The 14,099-nt window shown below is 67.9% G+C and carries 14 protein-coding genes; 12 read left to right on the top strand and 2 right to left on the bottom strand.

All coding sequences use genetic code 11. The features are described 5' to 3' along the window. Positions 1-218: 218 nt before the first annotated feature. Together FHR94_RS08215 and FHR94_RS08210 are read left to right on the top strand one after the other, a co-directional pair. A complete protein-coding gene (locus tag FHR94_RS08215) occupies positions 219-1,481 on the top strand; it encodes an allantoate amidohydrolase (RefSeq protein WP_183325151.1) in 1,263 nt (420 codons plus the stop codon). A 106-nt stretch (positions 1,482-1,587) separates the two neighbouring features. Further along, positions 1,588-3,006, top strand: a complete 1,419-nt coding sequence (locus FHR94_RS08210; protein ID WP_246389869.1) for a YfcC family protein — start codon at positions 1,588-1,590, stop codon at positions 3,004-3,006. A gap of 99 nt (positions 3,007-3,105) precedes the next feature. Here the strand turns inward: FHR94_RS08210 and FHR94_RS08205 are convergent, their stop codons facing one another. Continuing rightward, entirely contained in the window at positions 3,106-3,339 is a 234-nt protein-coding gene (locus FHR94_RS08205; protein WP_183325150.1) for a hypothetical protein, read from the bottom strand. A 208-nt stretch (positions 3,340-3,547) separates the two neighbouring features. Then, on the bottom strand, positions 3,548-4,099 hold the full coding sequence (locus FHR94_RS08200) for a porin family protein (protein ID WP_183325149.1): 552 nt from the start codon (positions 4,097-4,099) through the stop codon (positions 3,548-3,550). A gap of 183 nt (positions 4,100-4,282) precedes the next feature. Here FHR94_RS08200 and FHR94_RS08195 point away from each other — a divergent pair, with 183 nt between their 5' ends. The 10 genes from FHR94_RS08195 (at position 4,283) to FHR94_RS08150 (ending at position 14,091) form a co-directional block, all read left to right on the top strand. Next, a complete protein-coding gene (locus FHR94_RS08195) occupies positions 4,283-4,939 on the top strand; it encodes a hypothetical protein (RefSeq protein ID WP_183325148.1) in 657 nt (218 codons plus the stop codon). 139 nt (positions 4,940-5,078) lie between these two features. Continuing rightward, positions 5,079-6,953 carry a PHA/PHB synthase family protein gene (locus FHR94_RS08190; RefSeq protein WP_246389868.1) on the top strand — a complete coding sequence of 625 codons (1,875 nt, stop codon included), beginning with the start codon at positions 5,079-5,081 and terminating at the stop codon, positions 6,951-6,953. 93 nt (positions 6,954-7,046) lie between these two features. Beyond that, positions 7,047-7,196 carry a hypothetical protein gene (locus tag FHR94_RS08185; RefSeq protein WP_183325147.1) on the top strand — a complete coding sequence of 50 codons (150 nt, stop codon included), beginning with the start codon at positions 7,047-7,049 and terminating at the stop codon, positions 7,194-7,196. Further along, positions 7,196-7,930 (top strand): metal ABC transporter ATP-binding protein, encoded by a 735-nt coding sequence (locus tag FHR94_RS08180; RefSeq protein WP_183325146.1) that lies wholly within the window; start codon positions 7,196-7,198, stop codon positions 7,928-7,930. The genes FHR94_RS08185 and FHR94_RS08180 overlap by 1 nt, the downstream gene beginning before the upstream one ends. Beyond that, complete coding sequence (locus FHR94_RS08175) at positions 7,914-8,804, top strand: metal ABC transporter permease (RefSeq protein ID WP_183325145.1); 891 nt, start codon at positions 7,914-7,916, stop codon at positions 8,802-8,804. The genes FHR94_RS08180 and FHR94_RS08175 overlap by 17 nt, the downstream gene beginning before the upstream one ends. A gap of 31 nt (positions 8,805-8,835) precedes the next feature. Beyond that, complete coding sequence (locus FHR94_RS08170) at positions 8,836-9,876, top strand: metal ABC transporter solute-binding protein, Zn/Mn family (protein ID WP_183325144.1); 1,041 nt, start codon at positions 8,836-8,838, stop codon at positions 9,874-9,876. A 124-nt stretch (positions 9,877-10,000) separates the two neighbouring features. After that, positions 10,001-10,309, top strand: a complete 309-nt coding sequence (locus FHR94_RS08165; protein ID WP_183325143.1) for a nucleotidyltransferase domain-containing protein — start codon at positions 10,001-10,003, stop codon at positions 10,307-10,309. Continuing rightward, a complete protein-coding gene (locus FHR94_RS08160) occupies positions 10,306-10,833 on the top strand; it encodes a hypothetical protein (RefSeq protein WP_183325142.1) in 528 nt (175 codons plus the stop codon). Before FHR94_RS08165 ends, FHR94_RS08160 begins: the two co-directional genes overlap by 4 nt. A 49-nt stretch (positions 10,834-10,882) precedes the next feature. Then, complete coding sequence (locus tag FHR94_RS08155; protein ID WP_183325141.1) at positions 10,883-11,590, top strand: ABC transporter ATP-binding protein; 708 nt, start codon at positions 10,883-10,885, stop codon at positions 11,588-11,590. Then, entirely contained in the window at positions 11,581-14,091 is a 2,511-nt protein-coding gene (locus FHR94_RS08150; RefSeq protein WP_183325140.1) for an ABC transporter permease, read from the top strand. The genes FHR94_RS08155 and FHR94_RS08150 overlap by 10 nt, the downstream gene beginning before the upstream one ends. Positions 14,092-14,099: the final 8 nt, after the last annotated feature.

Below are 14,099 nucleotides of genomic sequence, written 5' to 3'. Positions count from 1 at the left end.
CCAACCCGTTTGCTCCACCGTCCCGACACTAGACCATGGTCTTAGGCCGCGCCGGGTCGGGCTTTGGTCTATTTATCATAACAAATTGTCGCCTCACGCTTTTTCCGCCCCCATCGGCGATGCCTGATGCGCGGGGGCGAAAGCCCTGTATTGACAGCCCCTGGAGCGCCCCTCTAGCCTCTATTTATCATGATAAATAAGCGCAACAGGGGCGAGACATGAGTGGTTCCTTTACCCAGGTGGGCGAACAGGCCTGGCAGTGGCTGGAAGCCGCTGCCCATTACAGTGAAACCGACGACCCGGCGCGCGAAGGTGTCACGCGCCGTTGCGCCACCCCGGAACACCACGCCTTGCTCGAGGCTCTGCGCGACTGGATGGAGGCGCTGGGCATGACGGTGCGCCTGGACAACGGCGCCAACCTGATCGGCCGCCATGCCAGCCCGCATCCCGAGGCCAGGACGCTGCTGCTCGGTTCCCACCAGGACACCGTGCCCCATGGCGGCAAGTACGACGGCATCATGGGCGTGCTCCTGCCGCTGGCACTGGTCAAGTACCTCAAGGACAACGCCATCACCCTGCCCTTCCATCTCGACGTGGTGGCCTTCAGCGACGAGGAGGGCACGCGCTTCAGCTCGACCCTGCTGGGCTCCAAGGTGCTGGCCGGCACCTTCGATGCGGCGATGCTGGAGACGACCGATGACGAGGGCATCTCGCTGGGCCAGGCCCTGGAGGCCTTCGGCTGCCGGCCGGAACGCATCGCCGAGGACGCCTACCGCCCCGAAGAGGTGATCGCCTTCCTCGAGACCCATATCGAACAGGGCCCCCAGCTGGAGCGTGAGGCGCTCCCGGTCGGCGTGGTCAGCGCGATCACCGGCATCGAGCGCCATCGGCTGACCGTGCTGGGTCGCGCCGGCCATGCCGGTACCGTGCCCATGGCCATGCGCCAGGACGCCCTGGTCGGCGCCGCCGAGGTGATCCGCCTGGTCGACACCTTGTGTCGGGAGACCGAGGACCTGGTGGGGGTGGTCGGCAAGATCGAGAACGCCCCCAACGGGGTCAACGTGATCCCCCAGACCACGACCCTCTCCATCGAACTGCGCTCCCCGAAAGACGAGATCCGGCGCCGCGCTCGCGAGCAATTGATGGCGCAGATCGAGGACAGCCTGACGCGGCGCGGTCTCACCTTCGACGCCCAGCTCACCTATGAGCAGGCCGCCGTGGCGTGCTCGGCATGGCTCAAGGGTGAACTGGAAGATTCCGTCAGGGAGAGCGGCATCACCCCTCGCGTGCTGTTCAGCGGCGCCGGCCATGACGGGCTGGCCATGCAGTCGCTGTGTGATATCGGCATGCTCTTCCTGCGCTGCGCGGGAGGGGTCAGCCATCACCCCGACGAGGCTATCCAGCCCGAGGACCTGACCGCCGCCGTGCAGGTGCTGGTCACTACCTGCCGGAACCTGGCCAGGCGCGAGGCGGCGGCGTGACGCTCGATAACCTCCACTTCTGACGCACCGCGCCATCCACAACAAACGTTTTACCTACAACAGCAGCTCCACCCACAACAACAGTCGTGAACCCGAGGGCTATCCCATGAGCCAAGACCAACAACCGACGAGGACGACGACGTCGTCACCCGCGAAAGAACGGAAGTGGTACCAGCGCGTCCCCGACCCGATGGTACTGATCTTCATAATCCTGGTAGCCGCCTACCTGATGACCTTCATCGTGCCGGCGGGCGAGTTCGCGCGCGAGGCGATGAATGGCCGAACCACCGTCATTCCGGGTTCGTTCCACTATCTGACCGACGTGGCCAACCTGCATCCGTTCAGTGTCTTCGTGGCCATCCCCGAGGGCCTGATCGCGGCTTCCCAGTACCTGTTCATCGTGTTCATCGCCGGCGGGCTGTTCCATATCCTGCAGCGCACCGGGGCACTGGAGAACGCGATCGGGGTCGCCGTGCACAAGGCCGGTGCCGATAACAACGTCAAGAGCCGCAACCTGATCATCGCGGCCTGCACCTTCATCTACGGCTTCTTCGGCGTGGCCGTGGGCTTCGAGAACAACATCGCACTGGTGCCGATCGGCGCGCTGGTCGCCACGGCCATCGGCTGCACGCGGCTGGTGGGCGTCGTGATGGCCGTGGGGGGTATCGGCATCGGCTTTGCCCTGTCGCCCATCAACCCCTACACCGTGGGGGTCGCCCAGGGCATTGGCGAGCTGCCCACCTTCTCGGGCTGGTGGCTGAGAACGCTGATGGTGGTGGGGGGCCTGGCGACCCTGACCGTGTTCATCTGTCGCTATGTCACCCGCGTCGACTTTCAGGACGATCAGCCGGCCGAACTCGACAAGCATCTCCACGACTACACCCTGTCCCGGCGCGACCTGATCACCCTGGGGCTGTTCGTGGGGGGCCTGGTCATCATGTTGATCGGGGTCTTCACCCAAGGCTGGTACATCAACGAGATCGCGGCGATGTTCCTGCTGATGGCGATCGTGATCGGCGTCGCCAACGGCCTGGGCGCCAACGAACTGGTCAAGCAGATGATAGAGGGAGCGTCATCGGTAACCGCCGGGGCGCTGGTGATCGGGGTCGCGGCTTCGATCCAGGTGATCCTGCAGGACGCCCAGATCATCGACACCATCGTGCACTCGCTCAGTGCCATGGTAGGCGACATGCCGATCGCCCTGGCGGCGGTGGCCTCGAGTGTCATTCAGGGCGTGATCAACCTGTTCGTGCCGAGCGGTTCGGGCCAGGCGCTGGTGACGATGCCGATCCTGATTCCCCTGGCCGACCTGATCGGCATGAGCCGGCAGTTGATGATCACTGCGTTCCAGGTGGGGGATGGCCTGACCAACCTGATCGTGCCCACCTCCGGTGGCACCCTGGCGATGCTGGCCCTCGGCAGGGTCTCCTACGCCCAGTGGCTGCGGATCATCATGCCGTTCATGGTGCTGGTCTATGCCATGTGCTGGGTCGCCCTGGTGATCGGGCACTACGTCGGATACTGAGCCGCCAGCCGTCTCACCGGAACGGACATGTCGAAACGGGCGAGCCTCCAGCAGGGGCTCGCTCGTTATGGTACAGGGAGCAGTACTGCCGGCGTTCGCTCAATTATGGTCGACCAGCCCGGCTTCCCCGGCCTGCTGGGCACAGTGGGCACCGCAATAGACCGTGTCGCCATGCTGGGCGCCGTGTCCGACCACCCGGCAACCGCACTGCGCACATGACGGTGCCAGCTTGTGGATGGCGCACTCGAAGGAATCGAAATCGAAGCTCTGGCCGTCCTTGGTGATCGTGAACGTGTTGTCGTAGTCATTACCGCAAGTCGCACAGATACTCATCACGCACCTCCTGCATGCCTTCAACGAGTGGATTCCCCATATGGCGCATCCGCCCCGATCCGACCGAACCACAGCGGTGCCTGCCGGTGCCAGGGACATCGATGGCCAACCTGCAGGGCAGTCTTGACCATGTCTCGCCTGCCCTTTTCTAACGTAGCAGACGCCCCGCCCCTCTCTCGAGCGTAGCGGACCCGAGAGGGGACGGCGATCAGAAGGTATAGACCAGCCCGGCCGAGACCATGTCGAGGTCGCCGATCTCGTCGGTGTCGAGGCGCTCATACTCGAGCCGGCCGGTCAGGTCGAGCAGCTCGATACGGGCACCGAGGCCATAGACCGGGTCGGTGCCGGAATGGTCGCGGCTCATCCCGCGGCCGCGCTGCTCGGCGTCCCAGTCGGCCATGCCAGCCTTGGCATAGACCCCCAGTGGTCCAAAGCTTAGCCCGGCCACGCCCAGGGCCTGGAAACTCTCGGTCTCGAGGGTCGCCGAGCGGCCGTCCACCTCGCCCTCGAGCTCACCGCCGTTGACGTAGGCCAGCTCGGCCCCGAGGTCGAGGAACGGCAGCCAGCCGAAATTGTAGCCGCCCACCAGCTTCCAGAGCTCGGCTTGGTCATCGAAATCGTCGTCACCCTGCAGCTGGCCGAGGCCAGCGCCAAGGTAGAGGCCGGTGTTGCCGGTGGCGAGGGCCATGCCGGTGGTCAGCATCAGGCTACCGGCGAGGCCCGCCGCAATCAGGACTCTGGGGCATGTCATCCCTGGCATGGTGTCGCTCCTGTAAGTTACTCGGTAAAAACCGGATAGCAGTATACTCGACAGCGGCTTAAGGCGCCGCGAGATCGAGCGTGAGGTTAGCGACGGTCGCGGCCATACTGGCCTAAGGTGCGTGGTGCGGTTCATCGCCCACAAGCGCTAGGCTGTAAGCAGCCCTCACGCCTGGAGATTGCCATGCTGCGCCGTCTTGCCCTGCTGTTGCTCTGCCTACCCTCCCTCGCCATCCCTGCCCTGGCCCAGGGACCGACCGCCGAGTGGCAGGCCTACGAGGAGGCCCTGGCCCGAGGCACACGCCATGCCGAGCTCTGGCAGCTGGGCTGGTCCGGCGTTTATGCCGGCAGCCTGGTACTGAATGCCTGGCAAGCCAGCGAGGCGAGCGATGATGAGGACCGCTTCGATGCCCGCGTGGGGGTGGTGAAGTCGACCCTGGCGCTGGGCGGTCTGCTGCTGGGCCGCCAACCCCACCCCGCGGCCTATCGCCAACTGCAGCAGGGCGAGCGCGATATTGAGCGCGCCCGCCGGCTGCTCCAGGCGGTGGCCGAGGAGGAGCGTCGGCGGCGCAGTTGGCAGGCTCGGCTAGGGTCGCTGGCGGTCAACACCGCGGCGGGGCTGGTGATCGGGGTGGGCGACGACCGCCCCGAGGACGGCGTGCTCAACTTCGCCACCGGCCTGCTGGTCAGCGAACTTGAACTGCGCACCCAGCCGGGCCAGGCCCTGGCCGCCGTGAACCGCTTCCAGCCGACCCGCCTGTCGCTCGGTGACCTGTATCTGGAGGGCGAGGTTGCCCTGCTGGTGGGGCCCCACCGGCTGGGCGTGGCACTGCGCTATTGAGCAAACCAGCCGCGCCGCGATGAACGGGCCCGGGGAGTCGGCTACGCTGAAATCGATGCCGTGTCGATCCGCAAGCAGCAGCCCCGGTGCTCGGCAAGACCGCATGGCGCATGGCACGCGACGGACCCAGGAGGATCTCATGGAGCAACGCCGATCGGACGCCCCATCCCCCCAACAGGACGCCGCCTCGAACATGGCGCCCTCGGGCTCTCGCCCGCTCGCTCCGGTGATCGGCAACGGGAGCGAGACGACGCCACCCCCTACCCAGCCCGATACCGCCGAGACCTCGCAGGAAGAGCAGCCATTCGCGGCCTGGGACCAGATGACCCACGCCTCCATCGCCCGCCTGACGGCAGGTGTCTCCCCTGCCTCGCTGCTGCAGGCCTACGGCGACTGGTGGACCCATTTGCTGCTCTCGCCGGGCAAGCAGGCCCAGCTCGCGCTCAAGGCGCAGCGCAAGTTCGTCCGTCTGGCGGACTATTCGGCCCGGGCGATGCAGGGAGGGGAATGTCCCCGCTGCATCGAGCCACTGGCCGAGGACCACCGCTTCGACGCGCCGGAATGGCAACAATGGCCCTTTAACCTGCTGCATCAGAGCTTCCTTTTGAACCAGCAGTGGTGGTACAACGCCATGACCGGTGTCCCGGGCGTGACCCGGCACCACGAGGAGGTGGCCAACTTCGTGACGCGCCAGGTGCTCGATATCTTCTCGCCCGCCAACAGCCCCCTGACCAACCCGCGGGTGCTGGAACGCACCTTGGAGCAGGGTGGCGCCAACCTCGTAAGCGGCGCGACCCACGCCTGGGAGGATGCGGTGAACTTCTACCTGCATCGCCCACCGGCCGGGGCGGAACACTATCTGCCCGGGGAGTCCGTGGCGATCACCCCCGGCGAGGTGGTCTATCGCAACCGGCTGATTGAGCTGATCCAGTACCGTCCCGCCACGGAGCAGGTCCAGGCCGAGCCCATCCTGATCGTGCCGGCCTGGGTCATGAAGTACTACATCCTGGACCTCTCGCCCCACAACTCGCTGGTGCGCTGGCTCGTCGAGCAGGGCCATACGGTGTTCATGATCTCGTGGAAGAACCCCGACGCCGAAGAGCGCGACCTGGGGGTCGACGACTACCGCGAGCTCGGCATCATGGCGGCCCTGGAGGTCATCGGCGCCATCCTGCCCTCCCGCAAGGTGCATGCCACCGGCTACTGTCTCGGTGGCACCCTGCTGTCGATCGCCGCCGCGGTCATGGCCCGGGCTGGCGATGACCGCCTGGCCAGCCTGACCCTGTTCGCCAGCATCACCGATTTCGCCGAAGCGGGCGAGCTTGAGTTATTCATCGACGACAGTCAGGTGCACTTCCTCGAGGATGCCATGCGCCAGCAGGGCTATCTGGAGGCTTGGCAGATGAAGAGCGCCTTCCAGCTGCTGCAGTCCGACGACCTCATCTGGTCGCGCCTGGTCAACGATTACCTGATGGGCGAACGTCTGCCCACCTTCGACCTGATGGCGTGGAGCACCGATGGCACGCGCATGCCCTACCGCATGCATTCGGAGTACCTGCGCCGGCTCTATCTCGGCAACGAACTGGCCCGCGGCCGCTACCGGGTCGATGGCCACCCCGTCCTGCTGAGCAGCATCACCCTGCCGGCCTTTCTCGTCGCCACCCGCAAGGACCATATCTCGCCCTGGCAGTCGGTGTATCGCAATCAGCTTTACCTCGACGGTGACGTCACCTTCGTCCTCACCAGTGGCGGGCATAACGCCGGCGTGGTGAGCGAGCCCGGCCATCCTCGACGGGTCTACCAAATCGCCGACAAGCCGGCCCAGGCCCACCATGCCGGCGCCGACACCTGGCGCGCCGAGGTCCCCGAGCGCGAGGGCTCCTGGTGGCCAGAGTGGCAGGCCTGGCTGCAGGAACACTCCAGCGGCTGGGTGGCTCCCCCCACGATGGGCAATGCCGAGCAGGGCTATCCCCCGCTGGCCGAGGCGCCGGGGCAGTACGTGCGCGAGCGTTGACCCACGGCACGGCCCCTCTGGACGGACCCTGGGCATTGACGCACGATACTATTGTTATGTTATAACCTCCGCCACATTTCCGGAGGCTCCCCCATGGCACACCGCATGCACCGGCACCGCCCGGAAGGCCCCTGCCATTTCTCGCTGATGTCGCTCTCGGCGGCGCGCCGCCTGGCACTGGCGGCCATGCCGCTGGCCGCGCTGTGGCTGGGCGTCGCCTGGGCCGCCGGGTGGGGGGGCTGATGTCACGCCTGCAGCTCCACGACCTGCAGCTGGCCCGGGGTGGCCAGACCATCCTCGAGCACCTCGACGGCCGCTTCCAGGACGGTGCCATCACCGCCCTGATCGGGGCCAACGGGGCCGGCAAGAGCACCTTGATCGCCGCCATCATGGGCATGCTGGCGCCGGTGGCGGGCCGAGTGGCCTGCCAGGTGCCCAAGGAACGTCGCGCCTGGCTGCCCCAGCAGCTGGCCCTGGACCTCGGGTTCCCGATGAGCGTGGAGGAGCTGATCATGACCGGCACCTGGCCGAGCCACGGGGCGCTGAAGGGCTATGGTGCGGACCACTATCGCCGCGGCCGGGAGATCATGGCGCGGCTGGGCATCTCCGATTTGGCCCACCGTCAGCTGGGCGAGCTCTCCGGGGGGCAGCGCCAGCGCGCGCTGATCGGCCGCACCCTGATGCAGGAGGCCGAACTGCTGCTGCTCGACGAGCCCTTCGCCAACGTCGACATCGAGACCGTCGACGTGCTGATGGAGGTGCTGCGCGACATGGCCAGGGATGGTGCCACCATCATCGTGGTGCTCCATGACCTGGAACAGCTCTCGCGCCTGACCGACGACGTGCTGCTGCTGGCCGGCGGCCATGGCCGCTGGTCCAGTCCCGAGGCCCTGCTCGACCACCAGGCCGGCGTGGTGCCCCGCGCGCCCCGCCTGCCCTTGAGCTTTCCGGAGGCACCTCATGCCGGCACTGCTTGAGGCGCTGCTGATCGCTCCCTTCGATTACGGCTTCATGCGGCGCGCCGTGATCGCCGGCCTGGCGCTGTCACTGGCCGCGCCGCCCCTGGGGGTGTTCTTGATGCTGCGCGGCATGAGCCTGATCGGCGATGCCATGGCCCATGCCATCCTGCCGGGGGTGGCACTGGGCTTTCTGGCCGCTGGCTTCTCGCTGCCGATGATGAGCCTGGGGGGGATCCTCTCGGGGCTGCTGGTGGCGGTGCTGGCCGGCAGTGTGTCGCAGATGACCGGCCACCGGGAGGATGCGGCGATGGCCAGCTTCTTTTTGATCTCGCTGGCCGCCGGGGTAATGCTGGTGTCGCTGGGCGGCAGCAGCGTGGATCTTACTCATGTGCTGTTCGGCTCGATCCTGGCCGTGGACTCCACCGCCCTGGTGCTGATCGCCGTTATCGCCAGCCTGATCGTGCTGGCGCTGGCGGTGATCTTCCGCGCCCTGGTGGTGGAATGCCTGGACCCGCTGTTCCTGCGCGGCCAGGGCGTGCGTGGCGGTGTCGTCCACGGCATCTTCCTGGGGCTGGTGGTGCTCAACCTTACCGCCGGCTTCCAGACCCTGGGCACCCTGATGGCGGTGGGCCTGATGATGCTGCCGGCGACCACGGCGCGCTTCTGGAGCCAGCGCCTGGAGGGCCTGATCACCATCGCCATCGCGATCGCCCTGGTCTCGAGCACCGCCGGGCTGCTGCTCTCTTACCACCTCAGCCTGCCCTCCGGCCCCTCGATCATCCTGCTGGCCGGCGTGGCCTATCTCCTGTCCGCCCTGTTTGGCCGCCACCACAGCCTTACCGCCCGCTGGCGACGCCGCGCCGCGCCGCTCGGCACGCCGGAGCGCGCCTGATCCCAACCTCCCTGACCCAAGGACTACTGCTATGCTCTCGTCCCGTTCCCTTGCCCTGCTCGCCGGCGTCGCCAGCCTGATGACCCTGCCTGCCACCTTGGCCGCCGAGCGCGTTCAGGTGGTCACCAGCTTCAGCATCCTCGCCGACATGGTCGAGCACATCGGCGGCCAGCAAGTCGAGGTGAAGGCCCTGGTGGGCCCGGACAGCGACGCTCATGCCTACTCGCCGCGTCCCGCGGATGCCCGGGCCCTGGCCGAGGCCGACCTGGTGGTCTTCAACGGGCTACAGTTCGAGGGCTGGATGGAGCGACTGGTCGAGTCGAGCGACTACGCGGGCGAATTAGTGGTCGCCACCGACGGCATCGAGGCCTTCATCGACGAGGCCGCGAGCGAGACGGCCCCAGCCCACGACGAGGCACACGCCCACGAAGAGCACGGCCATGAAGAACACGGCCACGATGCTCATGGCCATGTCGATCATGGCGATCATGCCCATGGCGGCCTGGACCCCCACACCTGGCAGGACCTGGGGTTGGGTGAGCTGTATGTGACCAATATCCTCGTGGGCCTGATCGCGGCCGACCCGGCCCATGAGGCCGACTATCGCGAGCGTGCCGCGGAGTATCTCGAGCAGATCGCGTCCCTGCACGCCGAAGTCCAGATGCTGATGGACGAGATCCCCGACGGCACCCGCGTGGTCACCGGCCACGATTCCTTCGGCCACTTCGCCCGGGCCTACGACCTGCACTTCCTCTCGCCGATGGGGGTCTCCACCGCGTCGGAGGCCGGAGCCGCCGACATGGCCCGACTGATCGACGTGATCCGCGAGCAAGACATCCAGGCGCTGTTCCACGAGAACATGGCGAGTCCCGCCATGATCGACCAGCTCGCCGAGGAGACGGGCCTGGCCGTTGCCGGCACCCTCTACGCCGACGCTCTAGCCAGTCGCGGCACCGCCAGTACCTGGCTGGGGATGATGCGCCACAACGCCCGCACCCTGCACGACGCCCTGGCCGAGACCCACGAGGACAGCAAGGACCTCAAGAAGAAGGCGCCGAGCCTGGGTCCCTAGCGATCGAGACGTGGCACAGGGCAGGCAGGGCGACGCCCCGTTGCAAGGCCGCCGACTGAACGGGAAGCAATGCTAGACTCTGGCTATCTCGGCGAACCCCCGGCACTGCAAGGAGCCATGCAGCATGCGACTCACCCGATCCCAGCGAGAAACCCTCGTCTCCTGTGTTCGTCAGTTCGTCGGAGAGGACATCGACGTGCGCGTCTTCGGTTCGCGCCTGGATGACGCCCGCCGCGGTGGAGACCTCGATCTACTACTGGTTTCCCCTACCCCCATCTCGCTCCTCACCCATGCCGAGTTGAAGCAGGCTCTCGAGACACACCTGCAGCTGCCTGTGGATATCGTGACTTATACACAGGGGGATAAACCGACCCCCTTCCAGGCCATGGCACTGAAGCGTTCTCAGTCAGTCGATGTCGGGAATGCTGCATGACCCACGATATTCTCGACGAGCAACAGCGCCACCTGGCACAGCTTTTGGAAGCCATCCAGCGCTGTGCCTGGTTCCTCCATGAGTCGGAAGCCAAGATCGACTGGCCCATCGATCCCGAGTGGCTGGCAGAACACAAGAAGAATGTCGACCTTTTCGAAACCCTGGCGGCCATCAACGAGCGTTTCGCCAAGTTGCAGGACTCCCTGGCATCCGCCATGCGCCATGGTGCACTGCTCGCGGGGGAAGCCACCGAGAGTTTTCTCAAGGTTCTCGCCTTCTTCGAGAAGCAAGGCGTCATCGACGCCACCAGTGACTGGCAACGCTGCCGAGCAGTGCGCAACATGGCCGCCCATGAGTATGCGACCAACTACGCGGAAATAGCGGAGCACTTCAATCTGCTACATGAACTCTCCGCGACGCTCTTTCATGCCTCTCGACGTCTTGTCGGCTGGAGCATCGAGCAGCTCGGCATCACGCCCGCTAGTCAGGACTTCTCGGCAGAGTTCGACCATATCTTCGCCTGAGCCATCGGCTGTGCGACCATCACGGGGCGATCAAATGCCAGGAAGGCCCATGCTCGAGTTCCGCCAGGTCCACAAGGCCTATGCCACGCCCCAGGGGCCGCTCACGGTGCTGGCGGGGGTCGACCTGACCCTGGGCGCCGGCGAGAGCCTGGCCCTGATGGGCGAGTCGGGCAGCGGCAAGTCGACCCTGCTGCACCTGGCCGCGGGGCTCGACCTGCCCGATCGGGGTGAGGTGGGTCTCGATGGCCGGGCGATCTCGTCGCTGGCTGAGCCCGAGCGGGCGCGACTGCGCCGCGAGTCGCTGGGGCTGGTGTTCCAGCAGTTCCACCTGGTGCCGAGCCTGTCGGTGGTCGACAACCTGCGCCTGCAGGCGCGACTGGCCAGGCGCGAGGACCCGGCCTGGACGGCCGAGCTGATCGAGCGGCTGGGCCTGGCCGGACGGGAGCGGCACTACCCGGAACAACTCTCGGGGGGCCAGCAGCAACGCCTGGCCATCGGCCGCGCCCTGGCGCCGCGGCCCGCCCTGCTGCTAGCCGACGAGCCTACCGGCAACCTCGATGAGGCCAGCGCCGACGAGGTGCTCGCGCTGCTGCGGGCGCTGGTGCATGACACCGGCTGCGCCCTGCTGATGGTGACCCACAGCCCCCGGGTGGCCGCCCCGTTGGACCGCTGCCTGCAGCTTTCTCATGGCCAGCTGACGGCCCATGGCCAGCCGATGCCCCGTGGCCAGCAGCCGGAGCCACCCCCATGCGCCTGATCGGCGTGGTGCTGGCCACCCTGCTCTCCCACTATCGCCGCCATCCCGGCCAGTTGGCGATGCTGCTGCTGGGCCTGTGGGCGGCCGGCGCGCTGTGGAGCGGTGTGCAGGCGATCAACGCCACCGCCCGGGACAGCTACGCCCGCGCCGAGGCACTGTTCACCACCGGTCTGGACAGCCTGGCGCGCCGTGACGGCAAACCCCTCGAGCGTGCGGATTTCGTCGCCCTGCGCCGCCAGGGCCTTGCCGTCTCGCCACTGCTGGAGGGCGAGGTGACGACACTCAGTGGCGAGTCGCTGACCGTGATCGGCATCGACCCGCTGACCCTGCCCGGTGACAGCGCCTTCGCCACGGCGGGCAGCCGTGGCGAGCTGACGCCCTTCCTGACACCGCCGTGGCAGGTCCGCCTGGCCCTGGACACCCTGTCCCGGCTGGGTCTTGAGCGCGCCGCGGCGCAGGGCGCCCAGCCGCGGTTGGCCAGCGACCAGCGCCTGCCGCCGCTGATGCTGGCCCCGTCCCTGCCGCCGGGCCTCCTGGTGACGGACATCGCCGTGGCGGCCCGGCTGCTGGACACCGGCGACACGGTGTCGCGGCTGGTGACCGCGGCCGGGGCGCTGGATGACGCCCCCGCGGGCTACCGGCTGATCCGGGCCGACACCCGGTCCAGCCCCGGTGAACTCACCGGGAGCTTTCACCTCAGCCTCACGGCCATGGCGCTGCTGGCGCTGATCGTCGGGTTCTTCATCGTGCAGGCGGCGCTGGGCCTGGCACTGGAACAGCGCCTGGGCCTGCTGCGCACGTTGCGGGCGCTGGGCATATCGGGGCGACAGCTCGTCGGCGTGCTGGCGCTGGAGCTGGTGCTGCTAGGGCTCGTCGGCGCCCTGGCCGGCATCGCCAGCGGCGTCGGGCTGGCACGCACCCTGCTGCCTGATGTGGCCGCCACCCTGCAGAGCCTGTACGGCGCCGAGGTGGGCACCGGGCTGACATTGCCCTGGCACTACTGGCTCGGCGGACTGGGGGTGACCCTGGGCGGGCTCTTCATCGCCGGCAGCAGTGTGCTGTGGCGGGCGTCCCGCCTGGGCGTGCTGGGCCTGGGACAGGCCCAGGCCTGGCGGACAGGCTTTCGCCGCCAGCTCGGCGCCCAGGCCATGGCCGGTACCGCGGGCCTCGCGCTGACCCTGGCACTGTGGGCCTGGCTCGCCGCCCGACCTGCCGGCGAGGGTCTGCTGGCTGGCTTCGCCCTGGTGGCCAGCCTGATGCTCACCGCGGCCCTCTGGCTGCCTCCGCTGCTGGCCCTGCTGATCGGCGCCCTGAGCCGGCTGGCTCGGCATCGACCGCTGACCCAGTGGGCCCTGGCCGACCTGCAGCTACAACTGCCGCGGCTGTCGCTGGCCATGATGGCGCTGCTGATCGCGCTCGCCGCCAACCTGGGCGTGGGCAGTATGGTGGGGGGCTTTCGCCTGACCTTCCTCGACTGGCTCGACCAGCGGCTGGTCGCCGACCTCTACCTGCGCCCGGGGGACGAACGCTTCGCCCAGGTCGAGGCCTGGCTGGCGGATCGCCCGGAGGTGGCCACGCAGCTGCCCGCCGCCGATGGCAAGACGCAACTGATCGAGATCGTGACCGGTGACGCCTCCCGGATGCTGCAGCGTCCCGTCGCGCTGTTCGGGATCACCCCGGGCGCGTCCCTGACCTCCTCCTGGCCGCTGCTGGAGACACCGGGGGGGCGGCAAGCCGCCTGGGACGCCCTCAAGGAGGGCGAGGCCTTCATCAACGAGCAGCTGGCCCGGGGCCAGGGTATCGCCCCCGGCGACCGACTGGTGCTGGAGGCCCCGGGCGACGCCGAACGGGTAACGGTGGCGGCCGTCTACCCGGACTACGGCAATCCTCGCGGCGAGGTGCTGCTGGCCACACCGACGCTGCAACGGCGCTTCGGGGTCTCGCCACAGGCCATCGGCCTGGTGCTCGCCGAAGGCGCGGACAAGGCGGCACTGCGCCGGGCCCTGGCCGAGCGCTTCGGGATCGGCGACGCGGCGCTGCGCGACCAGCGCCAGGTGAAGGCTCTGGCCACCACCATCTTCGAGCGCACCTTCACCATCACCCGGGCCCTCAATGCCCTGACCCTGGGCGTGGCGGCCCTGGCCCTGCTGGCCAGCCTGCTCGCCCAGGCCCGGGAGCGGCGCCGCCGGCTGGCACCGCTATGGGCCCTGGGCGTGCCCCGGGGCCGGCTTGCCGGCCTCCAGCTCGCCCAACTGGGCGGTGCGGCCCTGGCCACCGGCCTGGTCGCCCTCCCGCTGGGCGTCGTCATCACCGTGTGCCTGGTAGACGTGATCAATGTGGCCGCCTTCGGCTGGCGCCTGCCGCTGCATGTCTTTCCCGCCGAGATGGCGCTGACCCTGGGCACGGCCCTGGGGGTGGCGCTGCTGGCGGCGGTCCTGCCGGCCCTGCGCCTGTGGCGGATCCCGCCCCGGGCCCTGCTGGCCGAGGAGGAGATGACATGAGGCGCCCG

Origin of the sequence: Halomonas cerina, assembly GCF_014192215.1 — a bacterium.
In the GTDB taxonomy this organism is placed as follows: Bacteria; Pseudomonadota; Gammaproteobacteria; order Pseudomonadales; family Halomonadaceae; genus Halomonas; species Halomonas cerina.
This window is presented reverse-complemented; position numbering and strand designations above follow the sequence as displayed.

Coding starts and splice junctions, on each gene's coding strand:
- FHR94_RS08215 (WP_183325151.1), top strand. CDS start 219: ATGAGTGGTTCCTTTACCCAGGTGGGCGAACAGGCCTGGCAGTGGCTG.
- FHR94_RS08210 (WP_246389869.1), top strand. CDS start 1,588: ATGAGCCAAGACCAACAACCGACGAGGACGACGACGTCGTCACCCGCG.
- FHR94_RS08205 (WP_183325150.1), bottom strand. CDS start 3,339: ATGAGTATCTGTGCGACTTGCGGTAATGACTACGACAACACGTTCACG.
- FHR94_RS08200 (WP_183325149.1), bottom strand. CDS start 4,099: ATGCCAGGGATGACATGCCCCAGAGTCCTGATTGCGGCGGGCCTCGCC.
- FHR94_RS08195 (WP_183325148.1), top strand. CDS start 4,283: ATGCTGCGCCGTCTTGCCCTGCTGTTGCTCTGCCTACCCTCCCTCGCC.
- FHR94_RS08190 (WP_246389868.1), top strand. CDS start 5,079: ATGGAGCAACGCCGATCGGACGCCCCATCCCCCCAACAGGACGCCGCC.
- FHR94_RS08185 (WP_183325147.1), top strand. CDS start 7,047: ATGGCACACCGCATGCACCGGCACCGCCCGGAAGGCCCCTGCCATTTC.
- FHR94_RS08180 (WP_183325146.1), top strand. CDS start 7,196: ATGTCACGCCTGCAGCTCCACGACCTGCAGCTGGCCCGGGGTGGCCAG.
- FHR94_RS08175 (WP_183325145.1), top strand. CDS start 7,914: ATGCCGGCACTGCTTGAGGCGCTGCTGATCGCTCCCTTCGATTACGGC.
- FHR94_RS08170 (WP_183325144.1), top strand. CDS start 8,836: ATGCTCTCGTCCCGTTCCCTTGCCCTGCTCGCCGGCGTCGCCAGCCTG.
- FHR94_RS08165 (WP_183325143.1), top strand. CDS start 10,001: ATGCGACTCACCCGATCCCAGCGAGAAACCCTCGTCTCCTGTGTTCGT.
- FHR94_RS08160 (WP_183325142.1), top strand. CDS start 10,306: ATGACCCACGATATTCTCGACGAGCAACAGCGCCACCTGGCACAGCTT.
- FHR94_RS08155 (WP_183325141.1), top strand. CDS start 10,883: ATGCTCGAGTTCCGCCAGGTCCACAAGGCCTATGCCACGCCCCAGGGG.
- FHR94_RS08150 (WP_183325140.1), top strand. CDS start 11,581: ATGCGCCTGATCGGCGTGGTGCTGGCCACCCTGCTCTCCCACTATCGC.